This window comes from Streptomyces sp. NBC_01450 (assembly GCF_036227505.1).
Taxonomy (GTDB): domain Bacteria; phylum Actinomycetota; class Actinomycetes; order Streptomycetales; family Streptomycetaceae; genus Streptomyces.
On the sequence record NZ_CP109480.1, the window covers coordinates 4,041,759 to 4,066,473 of the forward strand.

Sequence of the window (24,715 nt, forward strand, 5' to 3'; positions counted from 1 at the left end):
TGTCATTCACAATTTTCACAGCGGACTCATATGTGGCACGGGGCACACAACTCAAGGTCGATCACAGGCTCATCGCTGAACTGGCACACCGGCGTGACCACATTCGACGGAGCGCCCCCCTTCGTCACAGAACCGGGCCCGCCTGCCGTGTCCATCGGTCGCGGAGAAATCCGGGTCGACGCCCTCAACTCGACCAGTTGCGCGAGCAGAGCTTGCACGGACAGGCGTGGGGTCATGGTCGCCGGGTGGGGCGGTCGTGCCGGCGGTGGGTGGTCCAGGCGCGGCGGATGAGGCTACGGACGGTGATGATGGCATCAGTGAAGTCGAAGCAGGCGTTGACGTACTGCCCGGCTCCGCTGCCCGCGACCTCCGAACCCGTCCCCAAGTCCTCCCGCACCGCCGCTCATACCGCCGCCACCGGCCTCGGCATGGAGCTGGAGGAGTCGCAGCCCGGCTCCGACACGATCGTCACGTCACCCCTCGACACGCTGCTGCTCCACATCCTGCGCGCCGTCCACGCCGACCCGTCCCACCCCTGGACGGTCGAGGAACTCGGCGCACGCGGCGGCCTCTCCCGCGGGGTCGTTCACACGGCTGCTCGGTGGCCGGGCTGCGAGTGCGGTGTGGCAGCGGTGGTGGGACGAAGGGGCGCCCGCCGTATGGTCGGCGGGCGCCCCTGTGCCCGGGTCACCTGTGCGGGGTCCGGGTCACTTGTTCAGGTGGGTCCAGAACTCGTCGAACGAGAGGACCTTGTCCCCGTTGAGGTCGCGGGTGGCGATGATGGCCTCCGCCACCGAGTCGGTGACGTTCCAGTCGCCGCCCTGGGCGAGGGCGCTCTTGAACTCGGCCGCGGTGATGAAACCGTCACCGTCCGTATCGATCCGCTCGAACTGCTTGCGTGCTTCCTCGATGTCCGCCACCGATCCGCCCCTTCGTAGTGCATTACAGCTGTATTGACGGAGGTCAGATTAACGGTCCGCGCCGGCCCTCAGTGCGGCGACCACCCAGCCGAACTCCTCCCGGTGCGCGGACGGGGTCCCCGCACCCTTCACCGTGGCCAGCAACTCCCGGTACCGGGCGAGCCGGTCGTTGGACGCCGACTCCATGCGTTCGAGCACGGCGGCCGGGTCGCCGTCCCCCAACACCTCCCGCAGGATCGCCTCCGCCTCGGGCGACTCGGGGGCGATTCCCCGGGCGCGGGCCTCGGTCCCCAGCTGGAGCAGACGCATGGGGAACCACACGGATCGCCCGGCGGCCGCGGCGTGGTCCTGGTCGGCCGCGTTGAACTCGACCACCTTGCGCATCTGCGCCCGGAACTCCGGATCCTGGACCATCTCCGCCAGCTCCACCCAGGCGTCCACCTGCTCGGGGGTCGGCTCCTGAGGCAGGTCCACCGCGATGGAGCGCATCCGCTCCTGGATGGCCGGATCCACGGAGTCGAGCCCGTGGAACAGCTCCTCCACGAACTCCTCCATGATCCGTTTCCGTTCGGCGGCCGACAGCCGCGCCAGTTTGTTCATGAGCGTCATCTCCTCCGCGGTCGAACCGCGTCGCGCCACGGACGACAGCACCGCTCTGGTCACCTTCAGCGACCTGATCTGCGCGTCCAGCGCCGTCACATGGGCGGCGGCCACCTCCGCGACCGTCGTCTCGCCGGCCAGCACCTTGCGTACGGCGTCCAGACCGAGGCCCAGTTCGCGCAGGGTGCGGATCAGCTCCAGGCGGGCCACGGACGCGGCGTCGTACAGCCGGTAGCCGCCCGCGGAGCGGGCCACCGGCGGCAGGGCGCCCTCGTCCGACCAGTAGCGGATGGTGCGCACGGTCAGTCCGGTGGCCCGGGCCAGCTCGCCGATGGTGAGAAGTCCGGTGCCGTCGTCGATCATGTCTGCGAGTCTGGGCCTTCCAGTGGGTGGAGACTCAAGGAGCGCGGTGGTGGAGACTCTTCGGGACATTCTCGACGCGGCGGCCCGGGGTGTCTTCCCTCCCTCCGACGGCCGTACGACCGTCGTGCCGCAGGCGTCCGACCGGGACGCGGGCGTGCTCGCCTTCACCGCGCACGCGGTCGTCTTCACCGACGAGGATCCGCGGTGGGTGTACGACACGCTGGCCGCCGTACCGTGCGACGCCCTCGCCGCGCCGATGAACCCACGGTTCCTGGCGGCCTTCCTCGATCGCACGGGGCGTACGGCCGAGACGATCGACGCGATGCTGGTGGGCTCTCCCCTGCCCGGTGAGCCGCCGCTCCCGCTGATGGAGATCACGGACGGCGACCATCCGCGGATCGTGTACGCCCGAGGGCGGCGCGACGACGTGCGCGCGTGGACGGCGGAGGGCGGTGTGCTGGTGCTGGGGCGCGGGATCGCGGGGCGGCTGGAGGTCTCGGTCGAGGTGGACGAAGGGGTACGGCGCCGGGGGCTGGGCCGGGCCCTGGTGACGGCGGCCCGGCAGCTGGCCACGGAGCCGCTGTGGGCGCAGGTGGCGCCGGGGAACGCCCGCAGCATGCGGGCGTTCCAGGCGGCCGGCTACCGTCCCGTGGGTTCGGAGGCGCTGCTCATCGCCAGGTAGGCGTCAGTGCCAGGGCGCGTAGTACGGGTTGCTCTCGCAGTCGCTCATGATCTCGGTCTTGGTCTTCTTGTCGACCGGGCAGACGCCGATGATGTACTGACGCGCGATACCGCCGGGGAAGGCGACCTCGACCTGGTCGGCCCACTTGTGGGTGTCACCGATGGTCTTGTTGACGTCGACGCCGCCGGGCGCGTCGATGTAGTAGTTGAAGCCCGACTTGTACCAGGTCTTGTACAGGTCGTGGTCGTACGTCGTCGACACGTACGGCGAGGGCTGGTTGACCAGGACGTACTGCTCGATGTCGTACTGCCCGTCGATGACGTCCTTGGGGTGGAACCCCTGCTCGAAGACGGCGGCGGGGCCCCGGCTGTCGCTGCGGTAGAGGGTGCCGCAGGTCTTGCGCCAGACCGGCTCCGGGGTGATGCGGTCGACCTGCACACGGCGGTCGGCGGCGGCCTTGACCGGGTCGTCGAACTGGGGGCAGGCGGGCGCGGCGGCCTTGGCGAGCGGGGCGGCGGGGGTCGCGGGGGGCGTCGCGGCGGAGGTCGCGAGGACGGCCGAGAGGCAGGCGACGACGGCAGCGGCCCGGCGCCGCAGGCGAGTTGTGATCATGGGGAGCACGATCTCGGTTCTGCGGCGGCGGGCCGGGGATCGTCACCCGTACGGCGGCGTGTCACCGCCCTGCGGGTCAACCGGGCGTGGATCAGCGGAAGATGCCGGTGTGGCCGAGCGAGTAGCGGCCCGGCTGCGGGTAGACCGCGAGGCCGTGCGGGCCACTGCCGACCGGGATGCGGGCCAGCTGGACGCCGGTGCGGGTGTCGATGGCGTACACCTCGGAGTTGTAGCGCCCCGACAGCCACAGGACCTTGCCGTCGGCCGAGACGCCGCCCATGTCGGGGCTGCCGCCGTGCGGCAGGCGCCATTTCTTGGTCAGCGTGTTCTGGGTGAAGTCGAAGACGGAGATGGTGCCCTCGCCCCGGTTGGAGATGTACATCTCGCGCGAGTCGCGGCTGACGTACAGACCGTGGCAGCCCTTGCCGGTCGGGAGGAAGGACGGCTTCGTGAACTTGTCCCCGTCGAGGATCCACACCCCGTTGGCCACCATGTCGGCGATGTAGAACCGCTTGCCGTCGGGGGACATCTTGACGTCCTGCGGCATGGCGCCGCGGAAGGGCAGCTTCTCCTGGGCGACCACCTTCATCCGCTCGGTGTCGACCTTCAGCAGCTCGCCGCTGAACTCGCAGGAGACGATGAAGTAGCGGCCGTCGAGGGAGAAGTCGGCGTGGTTGACGCCGTAGCAGGTGACCGGCTCGGTCTTGACGCGCTTCATGGTGTGCGCGTCGCGGAAGACCAGCTCGCGGTCGAGGGAGGCCATGACGATCGCGTACTTGCCGTCGGGCGTGAAGTACAGGTTGTACGGGTCGTGCACGTCGACGGTCTTGCCCGCCTTGCCGGTCCTCGGGTCGATGGGGGTGAGGGTGTTGCCCCGGTCGTTGTTGACCCAGAGCGTCTTCATGTCCCAGGAGGGGACGACGTGCTGGGGCTGCGCGCCGACCCGGATCGTCTCGATGACCTCGTACGTCTTCGGGTCGATCACGGAGACCGTGTTGGAGTTGGTGTTGGGGACGTACACACGGGACGGGAAGTCCTTGACGACCGGCGAGAGCCTGTTCGGCCGGTCGGCGGTGTAGACGTCCGTCGGGTCGAGCACGGGCGGCATGCCGGGCAGGCCGTCGACCTGGTTCGGCTGGGCCGGTTTGACGGCGGCCTGGGTGCCGACGGCCTCGTGCGCGGTGTCCTTGGACTCGCCGTCGCAGCCCGGAAGTACGGCGAGCACGGCGAGTACCGCGCCCGCGAGCAGGGTGCGCTTCGTGAGGTTCCGGTTGCGGTGCATCAGCTCAGCAGCTCCGTGGTGGTGACCGCGCGCAGACCGCGGCGGCCGAGTTCTTCCAGGACGGCGGGGAGCGCGGCGACCGTGTCCGCGTACCCGAAGTGCAGGCTCACCACGGATCCGTCGCGGACCCCGCCGATGACCTGGCGTGTGACGGCGGGGGCGCCCGGCGAGGTGTAGTCGAGCGAGTCGACGTCGTAGGAGAGGACGTGCGGGTAGCCCACACGGCGGGCCACCCCCGCCACGAGGGAGGAGGCGCTCGAGCTGCGGGAGGGCCTGAACCAGGAGCCGATGGACCCGGTCAGCCGTCGCAGCCGGTCCGCGCAGCCCCGGATCTCGGCCTCCGCGTCCGCCTCGGACATCGCGTTGATGTCGAGGTGGCGCAGGGTGTGGTTGCCGAGGTCGTGGCCGCCGTCGAGAATGCGGCGGGCGATGTCCGGGTGCTCGTCGAGCCAACTGCCCACCGCGAGCACGGTGACCCGGGCGCCGCCCTTCTCCGCCTCGCCGAGCAGCGCTCTGGCGACGGCCGGGTCGCCCTGGCCGTGGAAGGTGAGGGCGACCCGGGGACGGTCGCGGGGGCCGTGGGTGATCTGAGCGGGCTGCCGGGGGAAGCGACGGGGCGCGGGCGCGGCGGCGGGCTTGACCGCGGGATTCGCGGAGGGATTCGCGGAGGAGGAGACGGACGTGCGGGAGGCGGCGACCGGGTGTGCGGCGGCGCCGGTCGCGGAACACCCGGCGGCGAGTGTCCCGGCGGCGAGCGCGACACCCGACCGCAGCGCCGCACGCCGATCCGGCACCCGGCGCGGATCCGGCTCCGCACGCGGGACGCCGACGTCGGGGCATGCGTCGGGGGACTGCTGAGGGGGGTGAGCGGGCGTGATCACCCTCACCATTTAAGAGTGTAATGGTACGAAAACCGGCGATTGATCCGATTAACGCGTGTACGGGTCGCCGTGCGGGCCGGGGAGGGGCGAGCGGTCAGCGGTCGGCGACGCGCATCTCGAACCAGGTGGTCTTGCCGCGGGGCAGGAGGTCGACTCCCCAGCGGTCGGAGAGTTTGTCGACGAGGAAGAGGCCGCGGCCGCTCAGGTCCATTTCCTGAACCGGCATCAGACAGGGGAGACCACGGGAGGGGTCACGGACCTCGACGCGGATCCAGCCCCGGCGGCGGCGCATCCGGAGCCCGAAGACGCGGGCCCCCGTGTGCCGTACGGCATTGCCGACGAGTTCGGAGACCAGTAACACGGCATCCTCGGTCATCTTCGGGGAGAGCCCCCAGTGGCGCAGGACGATGACCTGGGTGAGCCGCCGCGCGGTGGCGGCGGACTCGGGGCGGGACGGCAGCGGGACTTCGGCCTCCGTCGGATTGCCGAACAACTCGAGCGCCTTGAGCGCCCGCTCGTCCTCGACCGCAGGCGACCAGCGCGCCGCGGTCGCACTCCCGTGCCGCCGCGGCTGTTCGATACCCTCCAGCCCCGCCATGCCCCCCATCATGGCCGCCCAGAGCGGGCTTCGGGGCCGTTCCGGAGGAATACGCCCCCCGGAATCGACCATTCCGCACCATTCGATCGGCATATGCCCCGGGCAGTTCAGAGCTCGGCAGGGCCTAGCTGACCTGCCAGAATGCCCCACTTGGCGGCAATCGCCGATCGTCCGCGCCGAGACAGGCTTAAGGTTCCCTTAAGGCTGGCATAAACCAGCCCTTCGGGGGACAACCGATAAGACACCGCGTCAACTGCAAACGGATCAGGGGAACTTGGGGAGTGAGTTTCACCGCGCGAAGGGGGCTCCGGCAGTAATGCGGAGAACCGGCGGACAAGCGCGGATCAGAGGAACTTCGCCTTCCCCGGCCCCTCCTCGACGAAGCTGCGCATACCGCGCTCGCGGTCCTCGGTCGCGAACAGCCCCGCGAACCAGTTGCGTTCGATCGCCAGCCCCGTCTCGAGATCCGTCTCGAGACCCACGTCGATCGACTCCTTGGCGGCGCGCAGCGCGAGCGCGGGACCCTGCGCCAACTTCGCGGCCCAGGCGTGTGCCTGGGTGTACACCTCGTCGGCCGGGACGACCCGGTCCACCAGACCGAGCGACAGCGCCTCGTCCGCCTTCACCATCCGTCCCGTGAAGATGAGGTCCTTCGCCTTGGAGGGGCCGATCAGCCGGGACAGGCGCTGGGTGCCGCCGGCGCCGGGGATCAGGCCCAGCAGGATCTCCGGCTGGCCGAGCTTGGCGTTGTCCGCGGCGATACGGAAGTCCGCGCAGAGCGCCAACTCGCAGCCACCGCCCAGCGCGTACCCGGTGACGGCGGCGACGACCGGCTTGGGGATACGGGCCACGGCGCTGAAGGAGTCCTGCAGGGCACGGGACCGCACGACCATCGCCGCGTGGTCCATGGCCTGCATCTCCTTGATGTCAGCGCCCGCCGCGAACACCTTCTCGCCGCCGTAGATCACCACGGCGCGCACGTCCTCGCGGCGGGTGGCCTCCTCGGCGAGCTCCTTGAGCCGGTTCTGCGTGGCGACGTCCAGCGCGTTCATGGGCGGGCGGTCAAGACGCAGGGTGCCGACGCCTTCGGCCACTTCGAGATGCACAGTCATGAGGGCAGGTTAACGGGGACTAACGACAACGGGCCCGGTGTGCTCGGTCACAAAGGTGACCTGGCACAGCGGGCCCGTCGAGGCGAAGGGATCAGGCGGTCCAGTCCGACCAGGACATGTTCCAGCCGTTGAGGCCGTTGTCCGGGGCGACCGTCTTGTCGTTCGAGCGCTTCACGATCACCACGTCGCCGGTGATGGAGTGGTCGAAGAACCAGGCGGCGGGCGCACTGCGGTCGCCGCCGCCGCGCACGTCGCGCAGGCCCACGCAACCGTGGCTGGCGTTGTAGTTGCCGAAGGCGTCGCCGCCCCAGTAGTTGCCGTGGATGAAGGTGCCGGAGTCGGTCAGGCGCTGGGCGTCGGGCACGTCCTTGATGTCGTACTCGCCGCCGTAGCCGACCGTCTCACCGTTCATACGGGTCACCCGGAGCTGCTCGCTGATGACCATCTGGCCGTTCCAGGTGTCGTAGCCCGGCTTGCCCGTGGTGATCGGGATGGTCTTGATGACCTTGCCGTCGCGCTTGACGACCATCTTGTGGGTCTTGGCGTCGACCGTGGAGACCTGGCTGCGGCCGATCGTGAAGGACACGGTCTTGGCCTGCTTGCCGTAGACCCCGGGCCGGCCCTCGACACCGTCGAGGTTCAGGGTGACGCTGACCTTCGTACCGGCCTTCCAGTACTGCTCGGGACGGAAGTCGAGGCGGTCGTTGCCGAACCAGTGGCCCTGGACGTCGACGGCCGGCTCGGTCTTGATCTTGATGGCCTTCTCCACGGCGTCCGGGTGCGTGATGCCCCGGGTGAAGCGGACCGAGAAGGGCATGCCGACGCCGACCTTGGAACCGTCCTCGGGCGTGAACGTGCCGACGAAGGTGTTCTTCGGGGTCAGGGTGGTGAAGGCGGACTCCTCGGCGGCCTCACGGCCGTCGGCGTCCTTGGCCACCGCGTGGACCTTGTACTTGGTGGCGGAGGCGAGGTGGGTCGCAGGCGTCCAGGTGGCGCCCCCGCCGGTTATCGCGCCGTCGACCGCGTTGCCCTTGCCGTCCTTGACCGTGACCTCGGTCAGCTTGCCCTTGGCCGCGCTGACCTTGAGGGCCCCGCTGGTGGCCACGCCGTTCGTGCCGTCCTTCGGAGCGATGGTCACCACGGCCTGCGAGACCTTGGTGTCCGCCTTGGCGGAGCTGCCCGCGCTCTTGCCCTTGCCGTTCCCGGAGTCCGAGTCCCCTCCCCCGCCGCACGCGGACACGGCGAGCAGCAGCACGCCGAGCAGCAGCGCCAGGATTCCCTTGTTCCCCCGGCTCCCCCGTTCCCGCGTTCCAACCGACGCCCCCGATATCGGTCGCCCGTTCAAGTCTGTTCTCCCCTCGCACGGCCTGATCAGGCCCGCACCCCAGCGCGTCGCCGCGCGTATCGCGCTAATTAATCACACGGCTCGGAGAGATGGCTCCCCGGGATTGTCACCGTTCAGTCCCAAGTTCGGCCGTGTGGGGGCGCGCTGGAGTCCCCTGCCCTACGACGCGTGCGGGCGCCTCTTTCGGGCTACTTCGCCGCGCTGCCCGCCTTCCACTCCTTCCAGCTCATGTTCCAGCCTCCGAGCCCGTTGTCGGGAGCGACTTCCTTGTCGGCGCTGTTGACGACCTCGATGACGTCGCCGATGAGACTGCGGTCGAAGAACCAGCCCGCGGGGCTGTCGGAGCTGCCGCCCTTCACGTCCAGCAGACCGACGCAGCCGTGGCTGACGTTGCTGTTGCCGAAGGAGCCCGGGGCCCAGTAGTTGCCGTGCACGAAGGTCCCGGATTCGGTGAGGCGCATCGCGTGCGGGACGTCCGGGATGTCGTACTCGCCGCCGTAGCCGACCGTGCGGCTGTTCATCCGGGTCACCTCCAGCATCTCCATGACGACCATCTTCCCGTTGTACGTCGTCTTGCCGGGGGCACCCGCCGTGATCGGCACCGTGTCGAGGAGGTCGCCGTCGCGGCGTACCTCCATGGTGTGCGTGGCGGCGTCGACCAGGGAGACCTGGCTGCGGCCGATGGTGAACGAGAAGGTCTTGTACTGGAGTCCGTAGACGCCCTTCGCCCCCTCGACGTCGCGCAGCCTGAGCCCGACGGTGACCTTCGTGCCCGGTTTCCAGTACTGCTCGGGCCGGAAGTCGAGGCGGCTCTTGCCGAACCAGTGCGGGCGGATCTCCACCGCGGGGCTGGCCTCGATGTGGATCGCGCGCTCGACGGCGGACCGGTTCTCGATCTCCCGGTTGAACGCGAGGGAGACGATCATGCCGGTGCCGACGGTGGAGCGGTTCTCCGGCGTCACGTATCCGATGAACCGCTCCTCGGGGACGAACGTCGTGAACGTCGTGTGCCGTGCGGAGCGCCGCCCGTGCCCGTCGATGGCCAGCACATCCACGGTGTACTTGGCGGCCAGCGCGAGCCGCGGGTCGTCGGGCGCCCAGGTCAGGCCGTCGGACGAGATGTGCCCGGGCACCGCGGACTCCTGCGCGTCCTGGTCCTTGACGACCTGCACGGACTCAAGACGCCCGTCGGGCACCCGTACCCGCAGCTCCTGCCGCGGACGTACGCCCTTGCTGTTGTCGTCGGGAGAGATCCGGATGACGTCCTCGGCGGCGGGGGGTTTGCCGAGCACCTCCTCCATCCCGTGCGAGGTGCAGCCGGCGGCTCCGGCGAGCAGGCCGGCCCAGGTCAGTACGGCGGCCAGTGCGGCCCCTGCGTGCCGCGCGCGTGTCTGTTCGTGCTTCACAGCGGTCCCAACGAGTGTGCACCCCTGGGGAAACGTGAGTGCGAGCCAAGCGCTGGGCAGAACAGTGGGGAGGACGACGCGAAGGGAAGCCGCGGCGGGGACACCGCGCGCTTGCCCACGGGCCGTCCACCGAGCCGCAGGAGGCTGAACGGTGTCGAGCGCAGCCGAGCAGGAGGCCGTACCGGAGGGCCGTGCCACGGGCGAGAAACTGCCCGCGCAGTCGTCCCCCGTACTGAACGGCGCCCAGCGGGCGCCGTCGCCCGCCGTGTCCGTGTGGCCGGGCGCCCCGACCCCGCTCGGGGCGCGCTTCCGCGTCGGCCCCGACGGCGCGGCGGGCACCAACTTCGCCCTGTGGGCGGGCGGGGCGGAGGCCGTCGACCTCTGTCTCTTCGACGAGCGCGACGGCGAGGTCCATGAGACACGCGTACCGCTCACCGAACTGACCCACGAGATCTGGCACGGCTTCGTCCCCGGTGTGCTGCCCGGCCGCCGCTACGGCTACCGCGTGCACGGCCGCTGGGACCCGTGGACCGGCGCCCGCTGGAACCCGGCGAAGCTGCTCCTGGACCCGTACGCCCGTGCCGTGGACGGCGACTTCAGCCTGCCGCCCGAGGTGTACGGGCATGTGCGCGACTGGCCCCAGCAGCAGGTCGCGGACACCGTGCGCGACGACCGGGACTCGGCGCCGTACGTCCCCAAGGGTGTGGTCGTCCACGATGACGACGACTGGTCGGACGACCACCGTCCGAAGACCCCGTGGGCGGATTCGGTGATCTACGAGCTGCACGTACGCGGCTTCACGCGGCTGCACCCCGGCATCCCGGAGGAACTGCGCGGCACCTACGCCGGGTTGGCCCACCCGGCGGCGATCGAGCACCTGGTCGGGCTCGGCGTCACGGCCGTGGAACTCCTGCCCGTCCATCAGTTCGCCCACGAGGACCACCTCCTGCGGCGCGGGATGAAGAACTACTGGGGCTACAACTCGATCGGCTACTTCGCCCCGCACGCGGGCTACGCCTCCTCCGGGACGACCGGGCAGCAGGTCGGCGAGTTCAAACGCATGGTGCGGGCGCTGCACGCGGCCGGCATCGAGGTCATCCTCGACGTGGTCTACAACCACACCGCGGAGGCGGGCGAGCTGGGCCCCATGCTGTCCCTTCGCGGCATCGACAACCGGGGCTACTACCGGCTCCAGTCGGACGCCCGCCGGTACGCCGACTACACGGGCTGCGGCAACACCCTGCACGTGGTCCAGCCGCACGTCCTGCGCCTGATCACGGACTCGCTGCGGTACTGGGTGACGGAGATGGGGGTGGACGGCTTCCGCTTCGACCTGGCGGCGGCGCTGGCCCGCTCCATGCACGACGTCGACATGCTCTCCCCCTTCCTCGCGGTCATCGCCCAGGACCCGGTCCTGCGCCGGGTGAAGCTGATCGCCGAACCGTGGGACGTCGGGTCCGGCGGCTACCAGGTGGGCGCCTTCCCACCCCTGTGGACGGAGTGGAACGACCGCTATCGCAACGCGGTCCGGGACTTCTGGCGGGGCGCGCTGCCGGACGTACGGGATCTGGGGTACCGCCTCTCGGGGTCGAGCGACCTGTACGCGTGGGGCGGGCGGCGCCCCTACGCCTCGGTGAACTTCGTGACCGCCCACGACGGCTTCACGCTGCGCGACCTCGTCTCCTACGAGCGCAAGCACAACGAGGCCAACGGGGAGGGCAACCGGGACGGCACGGACGACAACCGGGCCTGGAACTGCGGGGCGGAGGGGGATACGGACGAGGAGCGGATACGGGGGCTGCGGCGACGCCAGTTGCGGAACCTGCTGACGACGCTGCTGCTGTCCACCGGGGTGCCGATGCTCGTCGCGGGGGACGAGTTCGGGCGCACCCAGCGCGGCAACAACAACGCGTACTGCCAGGACAACGAGATCAGCTGGGTCGACTGGAGCCTGCTGGACGAACCGGCCTGGCGTGCCCTGTTCGACCTCACCTCCCGTCTGATCGCGCTGCGGCACCGGCACCCCGTGCTGCGGCGCCGCGCGTTCTTCTCCGGCCGGGCCCATTCCGTCGACGGGCTGCGGGACCTGGCGTGGTTCACCCCCCGCGGGACGGAGATGACGGAACGGGACTGGTACGCGCCGGCCTCGACGCTCGGGATGTACCTCTCCGGGCGGGACATCCCGGGACGCGATGCCAGAGGGGCGCCGGTCGTGGACGACAGCTTCCTCGCGATCCTGCACGCCGGGGACCGTCCGGTGAGTTACGTCCTGCCGGGACCTCCCTGGGCCTCACGCTACGAACTCGTGGTGGACACCTCGGCGGAGGATCAGGCGCGGGCGCCGGGGGTGGTGCATCGGGCCGGGGGGACGGTCACGGTACCGGCCCGGGCGGTGCTGCTGCTGCGGGTGGTCGGCTGAGCCCGGCGGCGTCAGCCCAGGATGCCCCGGTCGTACGCGACCGCCACGGCCGCCGCACGGTCGTTGACGCCCAGCTTGGCGTACAGGTGGGTGAGGTGGGTCTTGACCGTGGCCTCGCTGATGAACAGGACGCGGGCGATCTCACGGTTCGAGGTCCCCTTGGCGACCAGGGCGAGGACCTCGCGTTCGCGGGCCGAGAGGGAGTCCTGGGCCGAGGCGGGGGCGCGGACCGCCGAGATCAGGCGGGAGGCGATCGCCGGGGAGAGGACCGTGCGGCCCTGCGCGGCCGCGCGGACGGCGGTGAAGAGCTCCTCCCGCGGGGCGTCCTTCAGCAGATAGCCCGTGGCGCCCGCCTCGATCGCGGGGAGGGTGTCGGAGTCGGTGTCGTAGGTGGTGAGGACGAGCACCTTGGCGCGGGCGCCGCGGCGCGCTAGTTCCGCGATGGCCTCGACGCCGTTCCCGCCGGGCATGCGCAGGTCCATCAGGACGACGTCCGGGTCGAGGGAGGTGGCGAGGGCGACGGCCTCGACACCGTTCGCGGCCTCGCCGAGGACCGTGAATCCCGGTGCGGACTCGAACATGCCGCGCAGACCGTCCCGTACGACGGGGTGGTCGTCGGCGATGAGGAGGGTGATCGCGGCGTCATCGGTCATGGCGGATCAACGGTACGCGAGCCGAGACCGCCGTACCGTGGCCCGGTTCGGACTCGACCGTGAGGGAGCCCGCGATGCGTTCGGCGCGGGCCCGCATGCCGTCGAGGCCGAAGCCGCCGCTGCCGGTGCGTTCGGGGACCGCCACGGGGTCGAAGCCTCGGCCGTCGTCGCGTATGTCCAGCGTCACCTCGTCGCCCATGAAGGACAGGGTGACGCCGAGGCGGGAGGCGTACGCGTGGCGGGAGGCGTTGGACAGAGCCTCCTGGGCGATGCGCAGAAGGGTCGCCGAGACCTCCTCGTGGAGCTGCTCGGCCGTTCCCGTCACGGTGAACTCGCCGCGCACATCGCTCCGTTCGGCCCATTCGGCCACCGTCTTCTTCAGCGCCTCCGGCAGACCGTCGTCCGCCAGCGCCACGGGGGCCAGGTTGTGCACCGAGCGGCGGGCCTCGCCCAGACTGTGCCGGGCGAGCGCGGAGGCGCGTTCGAGGTGGGTACGGGCGATGCTCAGGTCGGGGGCGTTCGCCACGACCTGGAGCTGGGCGATGATGCCGGTCAGACCCTGGGCGATGGTGTCGTGGATCTCGGCCGCCAGCCGCCTGCGCTCGTCGGCGACCCCGGCTTCCCGTGCCTGGACGAGGAGTTGGGCGTGCAGGGCGGCGTTCTCGTCGAGGGCCTGTTGCAGGGCGGCGTTGGCGCGTTCGAGTTCGGTGATGGTGGCGGCCCGGTCACGGGAGCGCTGCTCCTCCTGGAAGGCGACGTGGGCGACCGCCATCAGCAGCGCGTTGATGGCGGCCAGGAGCCCCGCGAACACCGCCCATTGGGACGCGCTGCGAGGCGGCATGCCGCCGGACAGCGAGGCCGCCTGCAGGATGGAGGTGGCGAACAGGCCGAGGCGCTGCCGACGCGTTCCGGGGATCACCTCGTCGGCGTCGAAGTAGCCGGTGATCGCGTAGAACGCGAAGAACGGGTTCAGCCAGGTGAGGGCGAAGGCGATCGCCCAGCGCAGGGCGTAGTAGACGGTCCCGCGGCGGGACGGGGTACGGCGGCCCCGGCGGGGCCCGTGCCACAACTGAAGGGCCAACGCGACGACGATCAGCGCTCCGAGCTCGTACCGTGCGGCGGCGGGGACCGCCGTCAGGTCACTGGTCGAGAGCGCGAGGACGGTGCCCACGACGAGCAGCCCGTAGGGGCCCCAGGTGTGGAACTGGTCCTGCCGCCGCTCGATCTGCCGGTCCGCCGCGTTCATGGCGCCAGTCTGCACGGGCCCTCGCCTACTCCCAGCGGAACCAGCGGGAGGCACCCGCCGTGAGCAGCACCGTCCAGGCCACGAGCACCCCCAGGTGCGCCCAGCCCGGCCAGTCCCCCGCCGCCGCCCGGTTCAGGGCCTGCGCGGCGGCGCCGAACGGGGTGTAGCCGACGATCCGGGCAAGCGTGTCCGGCATGGACTGCACCGGCAGCCACACGCCCGCGCAGAACATCATCGGGAAGAACACGGCCGACCCGATCGCACCCGCGATCTTCGTCGTGCGGGACAGCGCCGAGACCACCGCGCCCAGCGCGAGCGCGGCCAGGATCGCGAGGACCAGGGCGAGGAGATAGCCGAAGGCCTGCTCGGGCAGCCGTACGTCGAAGGCGAGGCGGCCCACCGCGAGCGCGCACAGGGCCGAGACGAGCGCCGCCCCGCCGTAGACCAGCATCTGCGCGGACAGCAGGGCCGACGGCCGTACCGGAGTGGTGGACATGCGGCGCAGGATGCCGCGCTCGCGGTAGCCGGTGATGTTCTGCGGCATCGACTGCAGTGCGCCGACGATCATCCCGAGCAGCACGGCCACCGGGACGTAGACGTCGATCGTACGCAGGCCGCCCAGGTCGGCGTGGTGCCGGCGGAAGGACGGGATGGATCCCAGGATCACCAGCAGCAGGGTGGGGAACAACAGGATCCAGAAGAGGGCGCCCGGTTCACGGCGGAAGAGGCGCAACTCGGCGCGCAGGACGGCGGTGTTCATACGGTGACCTCCGTCAGATCCAGGAACGCGTCGTCCAACGTTGCGTCGGACACGCGGAGTTGGTGGGCGGTGATGTGGTTGCGGGCGAGCAGCGTGATGACCGCGTTGACGGTCTCGTCGGTGCCTGACAGCGTGATCCGGCCGTCCTTGTGCTCGACCGACACGAGCGCGGGCAGCGCGTTCAGGTCACCCTCGTCCAGGGACGCGGAGGGCGTGAAGCTGATGACGGTGGAGCCGGCCGAGCGCCGGATCAGCCCCGACGGCGTGTCCAGGGCGGCCACCCGGCCCTGGTCGATCACGGCGATCCGGTCGCACAGGCGCTGCGCCTCCTCCATGAAGTGCGTGACGAGGAGGACGGTGACCCCGCTCGCCCGTACGTCCTCGATGAGCTGCCAGGTGTCGCGGCGGGCGCGCGGGTCGAGCCCCGTGGTCAGTTCGTCGAGGACGACGACGCGGGGGCTGCCGATGAGGGCGAGCGCGATGAACAGGCGCTGTTTCTGGCCGCCGGAGAGCTTGGCGAAGCGGGTGGTGAGCTTGGCGGTCAGGCCGAGGCGTTCGGCGAGGGGCTGCCAGTCGGCGGGGTGCGGATAGAAAGCCGCGTACAGTTCGAGCGCCTCGCGGACGGTGAGCTTGGCCTGGAGTTCACTCTCCTGGAGCTGGGCGCCGAGGACGCGGGCGACCTGTTCGTGGTCGGCGACCGGGTCGAGGCCGGTGACCCGAACCCGGCCGGCGTCCGGGACACGCAGGCCCTCGACGCACTCGACGGTGGTGGTCTTGCCGGCGCCGTTGGGGCCGAGGATCCCGAAGATCTCGCCCTCCTCGACGGCGAAGGAGACACCGTCGACGACGGCCCGTCCGCCGTAGGACTTGCGCAGTGCGCCGACTTCGATGACAGGTGTGGCTGACATGCTTCGAGGGTCCCGGCGGGGCGGCGTCGGGCACATCGGCCATCGCGCTCGAAGGGGCATCAACCGATCGGTTGATACCGTCGTACGACCGGTGCGCAACCTGTGCACGACCGGCCAAAACTCGGTGGGCACTGTCAGTGCCGAACCGTAGGCTCGCGAGTGATGTCCACACCAGATGCAGTGACCAGTGACCGAGCCGATCGTTCGACCGTACGCAGCCTGCTGCGCCTGTGGCCCTACGTGCGGCCGGTGCGCACGCGGCTGTTCGGCGCCGCCTTCGTCGCGATCCTCGCCTCCTGTACGGGGCTGGTGTTCCCGCTCGTCCTGAAGTGGATGGTGGACGGTCCCGTGGCCGACCACGACCCGGCGGGCATCTGGCTCGGTTCGCTGTACCTGCTGCTGCTCGGCATCGCGGAGGCGGTGCTGTTCGGGCTGCGACGGTGGCTGGTGGCGCGTCCGCTGTCGGCGGTCGAGGCGGACATGCGGGCGGATCTGTACCGGCATCTGCAACGGCTCCCGGTCGCCTTCCACGACCGCTGGGCCTCCGGACAGTTGCTCTCCCGGGGCACCACGGACCTGATGCTGGTACGCCAGTTCCTCGCCTTCCCGCTGACGTTCCTGCTGGTCAACTCCGTGACGATCCTGATCGGCGTCATCATCATGCTGGCCCAGCAGTGGACGCTCGGGCTGGTACTGCTCGCTCCCGCCGTGCCCCTGATGGTCGTGTGCTGGCTCTTCGAGCGGCACTACTCGCTGGTGGCGCGGCGGGCCCAGGACCAGGTGGGCGATCTGACGACGGTCGTCGAGGAGAGCGTGCTCGGCATCCGCATCATCAAGGGCTTCGGGCGCCACCGCAGCCAGGCCCACGCCTTCCGCGAGCTGTCCCGTACCCTGCGCGGCACGGAGCTGGCCAAGGCCCGCCTTCTCGCCGCCATCCTGACCGTCATCGTCACCCTCCCCGAGCTCGCCATCGGCGCCGCCCTCGTCCTCGGCACGATCCAGGTCGCCGACGGCCGCCTGTCCGCCGGCACGCTGGTGGCGTTCCTGTCCACGGCGCTCGCGCTGCGCTGGCCCGTCGAGTCCATCGGCTTCCTCCTGGCGATGAGCCAGGAGGCGGCGACGGCGACGGAGCGGTACTTCGAGGTGATGGACGAGAAGCCGGAGTCCACCGGTACGTCACCGGTCGCCGCCGGTACGGCCGAGGTCGCTGCCGGGAAGGGCGAGGGCGGACTCCGCTTCCATGGAGTCCAGTTCCGCTATCCCGACGCGCCCGCGGACACGCCCCCCGTCCTCGAACACATCGATCTGCACATCCGTCCGGGTGAATCGATGGCACTGGTCGGCGCGACCGGCACCGGGAAGACCACCCTCACCGCCCTCGTCCCACGGCTGCACGAGGTGACGGCCGGGCGGATCACGCTGGACGGCGAGGACATCACCGCGATGCCCCGCGAAGAGCTTCGCGCGCGCGTGGCCGTGGCCTTCGAGGAGCCCACCCTCTTCTCGGCGACCGTCGGGGAGAACGTGCTCATGGGCGCCCCCGACACCGCGGGAGAAGCGGACCTGGACCGTGCCCTCGCCGTCGCCCAGGCCGACTTCGCGCACGCGCTCCCGCAGGGGACCGCGACCCAGGTCGGCGAGCAGGGCCTGAGCCTGTCCGGCGGTCAGCGCCAGCGCCTCGCCCTCGCGCGGGCCGTCGTCGGCCGCCCCGGCTTCCTCGTCCTCGACGACCCCCTGTCGGCACTGGACGTCCACACGGAGGCCGCGGTCGAGGCCGCGCTGCGCCGCGTGCTGGCCGAGACGACGGCGCTGATCGTGGCGCACCGCCCGTCCACGGTCCTGCTCGCCGACCGCGTGGCCCTGCTCTCCGGCGGCCGCATCACCGCGGTCGGCACCCACCACGAACTGCTGCGCAGCAACGCCGAATACGCCCATCTGATGTCAGGTGACGAGGAGGACGACCGATGACGGCGCCCACGAAGACCGCGCCGAACAAGGAGCCGGACCGGGGGCCGGGCAGGGAAGCCGGCACGGAACCCGACGGCGGGGAGCCCGGCAAGGACCGTCCGGACGCGCGGGAGTCCCACCGGCACCAGGACCCGTTCGACCGCGACGCCCTGCCCACTCCCCCGGGCGCCACCGCCGCGCTGCTGCGCTCCCTCCTCACCCCGCTCAAGGCCCGCGTGGTGGTGACGATGGTGCTGCTCCTGCTCCAGCAGGCCGCCATCCAGGCGGGCCCGCTGCTCGTCGCGTACGCCATCGACCGCGCCGTACCGGCGTTCCGCGCGCACGACCACGGCCCGCTGATCGCGGTGGGGGTCGGCTATCTGGTGTGCGCGCTCGCCGCCGGCGGCCTCCAGTACGCCTTCACCGCCGCGTCCGCCAGAGTCAACCAGGACGTGCTGCTCGACCTGCGCGGCCGGATCTTCCGCCATGCGCAGGCGCTCAGCATCGACTTCCACGAGCGTTACACCTCGGGCCGGCTGATCTCCCGCTCCACGACGGACGTCGAGTCCCTGCGCGAACTGCTCAGCGAGGGCCTGCAGGAACTCATCACGGTGATCCTGTCCTTCGCCTACATCTCCGCGATGCTGCTCTGGCTGGACCTGGGCCTGGGCGCGGTCGCGGTGGCCTCCTTCGTGCCGCTCTACCTCCTCGTACGGCAGTACCGGCGCCGCGCGGGCCGCATCTACCGCCTGCGCTCGACCGCGATCGCCGCCGTCATCGTGAAGTTCGCGGAGACGATGAACGGGATCCGGCCGGTGCGCGCGTTCCGCCGCGAGGAGGCCAACGACGCGGAGTTCCGGGTGCTCAACAAGCGCCACGAGCACACCAACGGCGACGCCCTGCTGGAGATGGCCCGCTATGTCGTCGGCTCCCGGCTGGTCGCCAACACGGCGGTCGCGGCGATCGTGCTGTGGGGCGCGTACCGGGTGGCCGGTGGTTCGCTGGCGCTGGGTGTGCTGGCCGCCTCGGTGCTGTATCTGCGGCGCCTGTACGACCCGATCGACCGGCTGGGCATGTTCCTCAACGCCTACCAGTCCGCGGCGGCCTCGCTGGAGAAGATCGCGGGTCTGCTGGCCCAGACGCCGTCCGTGCCGGAACCGGCCGAACCGAGGCGGCTGCCCGCGCTCGCCTCCACGCAGCCGGGCCGCGAGGTCGTCTTCGAGGACGTCCGCTTCGCGTACCGCACCGGCGGCGAGGTGCTGCCCACCTTCTCGCTCACGCTCCCCGCGGGGCAGACGGTGGCCGTCGTCGGCTCGACGGGCGCGGGCAAGTCGACCCTCGCCAAGCTGCTGGCCCGCTTCTACGACCCCACCGACGGCAGGGTCCTGCTCGACGGCGTCGACCTGCGCGAGCTGTCCGTGCCCGAACTGCGGCGCGGGGTGGTGATGGTGACCCAGGAGGCCTTCCTGTTCTCCGGCACGGTCGCCGAGAACATCGCCATCGGCCGCTCCGACGCGAGCCGCGAGGAGATCGAGCGGGCCGCCAAGGCGATCGGTGCCCACGACTTCATCAGCGCGCTGCCCGAGGGCTACGACACGGACGTACGCAAGCGGGGTGGCCGTATCTCCGCCGGACAGCGCCAACTCGTCGCCTTCGCACGGGCGTTGCTGGCCGACCCGGCCGTCCTCATCCTCGACGAGGCGACCAGCTCCCTCGACATCCCGGGAGAACGGGCGGTGCAGCGCGCCATGTCGACGGTCCTGCGCGGCCGGACGGCGGTGGTCATCGCCCACCGCCTGTCCACGGTGGAGATCGCCGACCGGGTGCTGGTGATGGAGCACGGACGGGTCGTCGAGGACGGCAGCCCGGTCGAACTCGTCGCGTCCACCGGCAGATTCGCGGACCTGCACCAGGCGTGGCGCGAAAGCCTCGTATAGCGGACGGCGAGTGACTCGTTCAGCGGACGGCGAGTGAAAGGCATGAGGGCCGGATGATCGATGCGTACGAGGACCCCGGGACGCCCGACTGTCGGGGCGGGTGGCGGTACCTGTGGTGGCTGGTCACCCGGCAGGCGGGGCGGAGCACGGCAGGCGCGCTGCTCGCCACCGTGTGGATGGTGCTCCTGGCGCTGCCGCCGTATCTGCTCTCCCGCGCGATCGACGACGGCCTGGAGCCGGGCGACCAGGGCGCGCTGCTCGGCTGGACGGCCGCCGTGTTCGGCATCGGGGTGTTCAACGCCTGGCTGGGCATCCTGCGGCACCGCACCATGACCAAGGTCCGGATGGACGCCAACTTCCGCACGGTCAAGGTCGTGGTGGAGCAGTCGGCGCGACTGGGTGCCGCGCTGGCCCGCCAGGTCGGCGCCGGGGAGGTCGTCACGATCGGCGTCGGCGACGTCCAGACGATCAGCCAGTCGCTGACCGTCGTCGGTCCCGGCATCGCCGCGATCGTCACCTACGGCGTGGTGGCCGCGCAGCTGACGTCGGTCTCGCTCCAGCTCTCGGTGGTGATCCTCCTCGGGGTGCCGCTGACCGCCGGGCTCGTCGGCCCGCTGATGTCTCGACTGCAGGGCGCGGAGACCGAGTACCGCGAGCGGCAGGGCGTGCTGACCGCACGGATCGGCGACCTCGCGGGCGGCCTGCGCGTCCTCAACGGCCTCGGCGGCAAGGGGCTGTTCGCGGACACCTTCCGCCGCGACTCGCAGGAGCTGCGGGTGCGGGGGTACCGGGTCGGGGCGGCGACCAGCTGGATCCAGGCGCTGGGCACGGGACTGCCGACGCTCTTCCTCGCCGTCGTGACCTGGCTCGCGGCCCGGCTGGCCGCCCAGGGGGAGATCACCATCGGCCAGTTGGTGTCCGTGTACGGCTATGTCGCGGTCCTCGTGATGCCGGTGTACTTCCTCATCCAGAGCGGCTACCAGCTCAGCCGGGCCGTCGTCGCCGCCCGGCGCGTCGTACGGTTCCTGTCCCTGGAGCCCGTCGCCGACCGCCCCGACGCCCGGGACGCGCCCGCCTCCCCGGCGGTGCTGCACGATCCGGACTCCGGGGTGCGGGTGCTGCCGGGGCGGCTCACCGCACTGGTCGGAGCCCTTCCCGCGGAGTCCGAGGCCGTCGTCGACCGCCTCGGCCGGTACGCGGAATCGGCGGTGACCTGGGGTGGCGTACGGCTCGACGGGATCGCGCTGGCGCAGGTGCGCGAACGGATCCTGGTCGCGGACAACGAGGCCGACCTGTTCGCGGGCACCCTGCGCGAGCTGGTCTCCGGTCGCCGGGAGCACGACGAGGAGGCGATCGCCCGGGCGGTGCGCGCGGCGGCCGCGGACGACATCGTGCTCGGTCTGCCCGACGGTCTCGACTCGGCCGTCGACGCCCAGGGCCGCAGCCTCTCCGGGGGCCAGCGACAGCGGGTACGCCTGGTGCGGGCGCTGCTCGCCGACCCCGAGGTACTGCTCGCCGTCGAACCCACCTCGGCGCTCGACGCGCACACCGAGGCGGCGGTGGCGGCCCGGCTGCGCGCCGCGCGCTCGGGCCGTACGACCGTCGTCACCAGCACCTCTCCGCTGATGCTGGACCAGGTGGACACCGTGTACTTCCTGGTCGACGGCAAGGTCGCGGCGAGCGGGGGCCATCGCGAACTCCTCGACGGGGAGCCGGGATACCGGGCGCTGGTGGCCCGCGACGCGGACGAGCTGGAAGACCTGCACGACCCGGACGACCTGGAGACTCTTGACGCCGGCGAGGGGATCGACGGCGTCGACGGCTTCGACGCAGAGGAGGCCCTGCGATGAGCGCGCACCTGCCGGTCGCCGAGCCCGTCGAGGTGCGCCGGGCGTCGCTGCGGCTGATCCGGGCGGACGGGCGGGCCTTCGCCGCCGTGCTCGGCCTGAACGCGCTGGCGGCCGCGGCCGGGCTGGTCGGGCCCTGGCTGCTCGGGCGGATCATCGACGACGTGCGGGCCGGGGACGGTGTGCACGTCGTGGACCGGCTGGCGTTCGTCATCCTGGTGTGCTCGCTGGCGCAGCTGCTGCTGGCGCGGTGGGCCCGGTACGTGGGACACCGCTTCGGGGAGCGGACGCTGGCCCGGGTGCGGGAGCAGTTCGTGGAGCGGGCGCTGCGTCTGCCCGCCTCGGTCGTGGAGCGGGCCGGCACCGGCGATCTGACCGCGCGCGGCACCGCCGATGTCACCGTGGTGGGCAACACGCTGCGCGACACCGGGCCCGAGCTGCTCATCTCCTGCGCCCAGGCGCTGTTCATCCTCGGCGCGGTCTTCGTCATCGCCCCACTGCTCGGCGCCTGCGGGGTGCTCGGCCTTGTCGGCATCTGGTTCGCCCTGCGCTGGTATCTGCGCCGTGCGCGCACCGCGTATCTCGCCGAGGGCACCGCCACCTCGGACGTCGCCGAGATCCTCGCGGCCACCGCGGCCGGCGCCCGTACGGTGGAGGCGTTCGGACTGCGGCGCGACCGGATCGCCGCGAGCCGTCAGACGCTGGAGACGTCCCGCCTGCGGCGGATGCGGACCCTGTTCCTGCGCAGTGTGTTCTTCCCGGCCGTGGAGGTGTCGTACGTCGTTCCCGTGGTCACCGCCCTGCTGGTGGGCGGTGCGCTGCACGCGCGGGGGTCGATGAGCCTGGGGGCGGTGGTCGCCGCGACCCTGTATCTGCGCCAGCTCGGGGAGCCGCTCGACCAGATCCTGATGCAGGTGGAGCAACTGCAGAGCAGCGCGGCCTCGTTCGCCCGCGTGGAGGGACTGGCCGGGGCGCCGCGGGCCGCAGCGTCCGGCTCGCCCACCCCGGTCGACGACCGGATCGACGTGACGGGCGTCCGCTACTCCTACGACCGTGGGGGCGAGGTGCTGCGCGGAGTCGACCTGACCGTCCGGCCCGGGGAACGGCTGGCCGTCGTCGGACCCTCCGGCGCCGGGAAGACCACCCTGAGCCGGCTCCTCGCGGGCATCGACGCGCCGCGGTCCGGGTCGGTGACGGTGGGCCGCGTACCGATCGCCGACCTCGATCCCGAGCAACTGCGACGACAGGTCGTCCTCGTCACCCAGGAGCACCACGTGTTCCTGGGCACCGTCCGCGACAACCTGCTGATCGCCGAACCTGACGCCGGTGACGCGGCGCTGTGGGCGGCGCTGGCCTCCGTCGGCGCCGATCACTGGGTCCGGGAGCTGCCGGACGGCCTGGACACCGAGCTCGGCCCCGGCGCCCACCGGACGGACGGGTCGCGGGCCCAGCAGCTGGCGCTGGCCCGGGTGGTACTGGCCGACCCGCACACCCTCATCCTCGACGAGGCGACCGCCCTGCTCGATCCGACGACCGCGCGCCACACCGAGCGTGCGCTCGCCGCCGTGCTCGAGGGGCGCACGGTCATCGCCATCGCGCACCGGCTGCACACCGCGCACGACGCGGATCGGGTGGCCGTGATGGAGGAGGGCCTGCTGACCGAGCTGGGCACACACGACGAACTGGTCGCCGCGGACGGGGCGTACGCGGCGCTGTGGTACTCCTGGCACGGTGAGCGACGGCACTAGGTCCTGTATGGAGTGGTGATCGGGGCTCGCGGGGCGTGGCGCGCACTCCCCCGGAGGGGGACCCCCAGCCGCGTTGCCGGAGTGCTCCCGTGGCGGAGCTACGAGAGCACTCCGGTGCCTTGCGATCGCACGAACCGCCGGTGTGCCATGGCAAGATTTCCGGACATGCAAGTAAATCTCGACATGCCCGTACATTTCGGATCATCGCTTCGAGATGTCGCCGACGCCCGGGGGCGAAGGGCGGGCACGGACGACCGCGTCGCGGTGACGACCGGGACCGCACGACTGCACGCGTCGCCCGGACTTGCCGGGCCCGGCCGGCTCGGGCTGGTGACCAACCACACCGGCGTCCTGCCCGACCTGCGCCCGGCCGCGCCCGCGCTGCTCGAGGCCGGCGTGCGGCTGGCCGCCCTGTTCGGTCCCGAGCACGGGCTGCACGGGACCGGCCAGGCCGGCGAGAGCGAGGCCGCTCGGACGGACCCCGCCACCGGTCTGCCGGTCCACGACACCTACCGGTGCGGCGGCGCGCGCCTCGACGAACTGCTGCTCGACAGCGGCGTCGACGCCCTGGTGTACGACCTGCAGGACATCGGGGCCAGGTTCTACACCTACGTGTGGACCATGTTCGACCTGATGGTCTCGGCGGCCCGTACGGGCGTACGGTTCGTGGTCGCCGACCGGCCGAATCCCCTCGGTGGACTCGTCAGCGAGGGCCCGCCGCTCGACCCGGCGTGGGCCAGCTTCGTCGGGCGCGCCGCGATCCCCGTCCGGCACGGCCTCACCTGCGGCGAACTCGCCCGGTGTCTCAACGCCTCGACCGTGCCCCAAACGGCGGGCCGGGCCGCCGACTTGACGGTGATCGAGGCCGGCGGCTGGCAGCGCGCCATGGACGCGGAGGCCACCGGCCTGCCGTGGGTCGCGCCCTCGCCGAACATCCCGACGCCCGCCACCGCCGCCGTCTACCCCGGCACCTGCCTGTTCGAGGGGACGAATCTCTCGGAGGGCCGTGGCACCACGCAGCCCTTCGAGATCGTCGGGGCCCCGTACATCGACGCGCGCTTCGCGCCCTCGCTCGCCGAACTCGCCCTGCCCGGAGTGCACTTCCGTGATCTGCGCTACGTACCGACCTTCCACAAACACGCCGGACGGCCGCTGCGCGGGGTCCAGCTCCACATCACCGACCGCGAGGTGTTCGCCCCCGTACGTACCGCCGTCGCGATGCTCGCCACACTGCGACGGCTGTACCCGGACGCCTTCGCCTGGCGCACCGAGGACGGCGGCGCGGAGGGGACCGGCCACCGTCACTTCATCGACCTGCTGTGGGGGTCCGACCGGCTGCGGCGCACCGTCAACGCGGGCGACGACCCGCTGCCGCTGTGCGATCCGCCGGCGCCGCCCGGCCGGTGGGCCGGCGACGACGTGCTGCTCTACGCCTGAGACCTCCTGTCC

20 protein-coding genes and 2 pseudogenes are annotated in these 24,715 nt (G+C 71.3%); 8 read left to right on the plus strand and 14 right to left on the minus strand.

The genetic code is table 11. The features are described 5' to 3' along the window. Positions 1-232: 232 nt before the first annotated feature. A pseudogene (locus OG568_RS17955) lies at positions 233-340 on the minus strand (IS5/IS1182 family transposase); the annotation flags it as partial. A 34-nt stretch (positions 341-374) separates the two neighbouring features. Between OG568_RS17955 and OG568_RS17960 the strand changes: the two are divergent. After that, positions 375-578, plus strand: a pseudogene (locus OG568_RS17960) (AraC family transcriptional regulator); the annotation flags it as partial. A gap of 129 nt (positions 579-707) precedes the next feature. On the opposite strand, the gene OG568_RS17965 reads toward OG568_RS17960, so the two are convergent. Together OG568_RS17965 and OG568_RS17970 are read right to left on the minus strand one after the other, a co-directional pair. Beyond that, a complete protein-coding gene (locus OG568_RS17965; protein ID WP_095852504.1) occupies positions 708-920 on the minus strand; it encodes an EF-hand domain-containing protein in 213 nt (70 codons plus the stop codon). Between the two features lie 48 nt (positions 921-968). After that, positions 969-1,883, minus strand: coding sequence for a helix-turn-helix domain-containing protein (locus OG568_RS17970; RefSeq protein ID WP_329532309.1), 915 nt, complete (start codon positions 1,881-1,883; stop codon positions 969-971). A 49-nt stretch (positions 1,884-1,932) separates the two neighbouring features. Between OG568_RS17970 and OG568_RS17975 the strand changes: the two genes are divergently transcribed. Further along, positions 1,933-2,565 carry a GNAT family N-acetyltransferase gene (locus tag OG568_RS17975; protein WP_329532310.1) on the plus strand — a complete coding sequence of 211 codons (633 nt, stop codon included), beginning with the start codon at positions 1,933-1,935 and terminating at the stop codon, positions 2,563-2,565. Between the two features lie 3 nt (positions 2,566-2,568). Here OG568_RS17975 and OG568_RS17980 read toward each other — a convergent pair whose 3' ends face one another. From OG568_RS17980 to OG568_RS18010, 7 genes are all read right to left on the minus strand, one after another. Then, the gene (locus OG568_RS17980; RefSeq protein WP_266585959.1) at positions 2,569-3,177 is read right to left on the minus strand and encodes an ADP-ribosyltransferase; all 609 of its coding nucleotides are present in this window, start codon (positions 3,175-3,177) and stop codon (positions 2,569-2,571) included. A 91-nt stretch (positions 3,178-3,268) separates the two neighbouring features. Then, positions 3,269-4,459 carry a YVTN family beta-propeller repeat protein gene (locus OG568_RS17985; RefSeq protein ID WP_329532311.1) on the minus strand — a complete coding sequence of 397 codons (1,191 nt, stop codon included), beginning with the start codon at positions 4,457-4,459 and terminating at the stop codon, positions 3,269-3,271. Further along, positions 4,459-5,349: a polysaccharide deacetylase family protein gene (locus tag OG568_RS17990; RefSeq protein ID WP_329532312.1), complete on the minus strand. Its 891-nt coding sequence runs from the start codon at positions 5,347-5,349 to the stop codon at positions 4,459-4,461. Before OG568_RS17990 ends, OG568_RS17985 begins: the two co-directional genes overlap by 1 nt. A gap of 85 nt (positions 5,350-5,434) precedes the next feature. Then, the gene (locus OG568_RS17995) at positions 5,435-5,938 is read right to left on the minus strand and encodes an ATP-binding protein (protein ID WP_266431206.1); all 504 of its coding nucleotides are present in this window, start codon (positions 5,936-5,938) and stop codon (positions 5,435-5,437) included. 344 nt (positions 5,939-6,282) lie between these two features. Beyond that, complete coding sequence (locus OG568_RS18000) at positions 6,283-7,050, minus strand: enoyl-CoA hydratase/isomerase family protein (RefSeq protein WP_329532313.1); 768 nt, start codon at positions 7,048-7,050, stop codon at positions 6,283-6,285. A 91-nt stretch (positions 7,051-7,141) separates the two neighbouring features. Further along, a complete protein-coding gene (locus OG568_RS18005) occupies positions 7,142-8,395 on the minus strand; it encodes a L,D-transpeptidase (protein ID WP_266585951.1) in 1,254 nt (417 codons plus the stop codon). Between the two features lie 188 nt (positions 8,396-8,583). Further along, positions 8,584-9,801 carry a L,D-transpeptidase gene (locus tag OG568_RS18010; protein WP_329532314.1) on the minus strand — a complete coding sequence of 406 codons (1,218 nt, stop codon included), beginning with the start codon at positions 9,799-9,801 and terminating at the stop codon, positions 8,584-8,586. Between the two features lie 151 nt (positions 9,802-9,952). Here OG568_RS18010 and glgX point away from each other — a divergent pair, with 151 nt between their 5' ends. Further along, a complete protein-coding gene (glgX, locus tag OG568_RS18015; RefSeq protein WP_329532315.1) occupies positions 9,953-12,220 on the plus strand; it encodes a glycogen debranching protein GlgX in 2,268 nt (755 codons plus the stop codon). A gap of 11 nt (positions 12,221-12,231) precedes the next feature. Here the strand turns inward: glgX and OG568_RS18020 are convergent, their stop codons facing one another. The 4 genes from OG568_RS18020 to OG568_RS18035 are packed head-to-tail and all read right to left on the minus strand — an operon-like array spanning position 12,232 to position 15,787. Beyond that, positions 12,232-12,873, minus strand: coding sequence for a response regulator (locus OG568_RS18020; RefSeq protein WP_266585945.1), 642 nt, complete (start codon positions 12,871-12,873; stop codon positions 12,232-12,234). After that, on the minus strand, positions 12,863-14,119 hold the full coding sequence (locus OG568_RS18025; protein ID WP_329532316.1) for a sensor histidine kinase: 1,257 nt from the start codon (positions 14,117-14,119) through the stop codon (positions 12,863-12,865). The genes OG568_RS18020 and OG568_RS18025 overlap by 11 nt, the downstream gene beginning before the upstream one ends. A gap of 25 nt (positions 14,120-14,144) precedes the next feature. After that, on the minus strand, positions 14,145-14,879 hold the full coding sequence (locus OG568_RS18030; protein ID WP_329532317.1) for an ABC transporter permease: 735 nt from the start codon (positions 14,877-14,879) through the stop codon (positions 14,145-14,147). After that, on the minus strand, positions 14,876-15,787 hold the full coding sequence (locus tag OG568_RS18035) for an ABC transporter ATP-binding protein (RefSeq protein WP_329532318.1): 912 nt from the start codon (positions 15,785-15,787) through the stop codon (positions 14,876-14,878). Before OG568_RS18035 ends, OG568_RS18030 begins: the two co-directional genes overlap by 4 nt. A 162-nt stretch (positions 15,788-15,949) precedes the next feature. On the opposite strand from OG568_RS18035, the gene OG568_RS18040 reads away from it, so the two are divergent. From OG568_RS18040 to OG568_RS18060, 5 genes are all read left to right on the plus strand, one after another. Beyond that, positions 15,950-17,755, plus strand: a complete 1,806-nt coding sequence (locus OG568_RS18040) for an ABC transporter ATP-binding protein (RefSeq protein WP_329532319.1) — start codon at positions 15,950-15,952, stop codon at positions 17,753-17,755. Continuing rightward, positions 17,752-19,671: an ABC transporter ATP-binding protein gene (locus OG568_RS18045; RefSeq protein WP_329532320.1), complete on the plus strand. Its 1,920-nt coding sequence runs from the start codon at positions 17,752-17,754 to the stop codon at positions 19,669-19,671. Before OG568_RS18040 ends, OG568_RS18045 begins: the two co-directional genes overlap by 4 nt. A gap of 53 nt (positions 19,672-19,724) precedes the next feature. Then, positions 19,725-21,521, plus strand: a complete 1,797-nt coding sequence (locus tag OG568_RS18050; RefSeq protein WP_329532321.1) for an ABC transporter ATP-binding protein — start codon at positions 19,725-19,727, stop codon at positions 21,519-21,521. After that, a complete protein-coding gene (locus OG568_RS18055; RefSeq protein ID WP_329532322.1) occupies positions 21,518-23,266 on the plus strand; it encodes an ABC transporter ATP-binding protein in 1,749 nt (582 codons plus the stop codon). Before OG568_RS18050 ends, OG568_RS18055 begins: the two co-directional genes overlap by 4 nt. Before the next feature lie 264 nt (positions 23,267-23,530). Continuing rightward, entirely contained in the window at positions 23,531-24,703 is a 1,173-nt protein-coding gene (locus tag OG568_RS18060; RefSeq protein WP_329532323.1) for an exo-beta-N-acetylmuramidase NamZ family protein, read from the plus strand. Positions 24,704-24,715 lie beyond the last annotated feature (12 nt).

Excerpts from the sequence above, each read along its gene's own strand:
- OG568_RS17970 (WP_329532309.1), bottom strand. The coding sequence starts at position 1,883 with ATGATCGACGACGGCACCGGACTTCTCACCATCGGCGAGCTGGCCCGG.
- OG568_RS17980 (WP_266585959.1), bottom strand. The coding sequence starts at position 3,177 with ATGATCACAACTCGCCTGCGGCGCCGGGCCGCTGCCGTCGTCGCCTGC.
- OG568_RS17985 (WP_329532311.1), bottom strand. The coding sequence starts at position 4,459 with ATGCACCGCAACCGGAACCTCACGAAGCGCACCCTGCTCGCGGGCGCG.
- OG568_RS17990 (WP_329532312.1), bottom strand. The coding sequence starts at position 5,349 with ATGGTGAGGGTGATCACGCCCGCTCACCCCCCTCAGCAGTCCCCCGAC.
- OG568_RS17995 (WP_266431206.1), bottom strand. The coding sequence starts at position 5,938 with ATGGCGGGGCTGGAGGGTATCGAACAGCCGCGGCGGCACGGGAGTGCG.
- OG568_RS18000 (WP_329532313.1), bottom strand. The coding sequence starts at position 7,050 with ATGACTGTGCATCTCGAAGTGGCCGAAGGCGTCGGCACCCTGCGTCTT.
- OG568_RS18020 (WP_266585945.1), bottom strand. The coding sequence starts at position 12,873 with ATGACCGATGACGCCGCGATCACCCTCCTCATCGCCGACGACCACCCC.
- OG568_RS18025 (WP_329532316.1), bottom strand. The coding sequence starts at position 14,119 with ATGAACGCGGCGGACCGGCAGATCGAGCGGCGGCAGGACCAGTTCCAC.
- OG568_RS18030 (WP_329532317.1), bottom strand. The coding sequence starts at position 14,879 with ATGAACACCGCCGTCCTGCGCGCCGAGTTGCGCCTCTTCCGCCGTGAA.
- OG568_RS18035 (WP_329532318.1), bottom strand. The coding sequence starts at position 15,787 with ATGTCAGCCACACCTGTCATCGAAGTCGGCGCACTGCGCAAGTCCTAC.
- OG568_RS18040 (WP_329532319.1), top strand. The coding sequence starts at position 15,950 with ATGTCCACACCAGATGCAGTGACCAGTGACCGAGCCGATCGTTCGACC.
- OG568_RS18045 (WP_329532320.1), top strand. The coding sequence starts at position 17,752 with ATGACGGCGCCCACGAAGACCGCGCCGAACAAGGAGCCGGACCGGGGG.
- OG568_RS18050 (WP_329532321.1), top strand. The coding sequence starts at position 19,725 with ATGATCGATGCGTACGAGGACCCCGGGACGCCCGACTGTCGGGGCGGG.
- OG568_RS18055 (WP_329532322.1), top strand. The coding sequence starts at position 21,518 with ATGAGCGCGCACCTGCCGGTCGCCGAGCCCGTCGAGGTGCGCCGGGCG.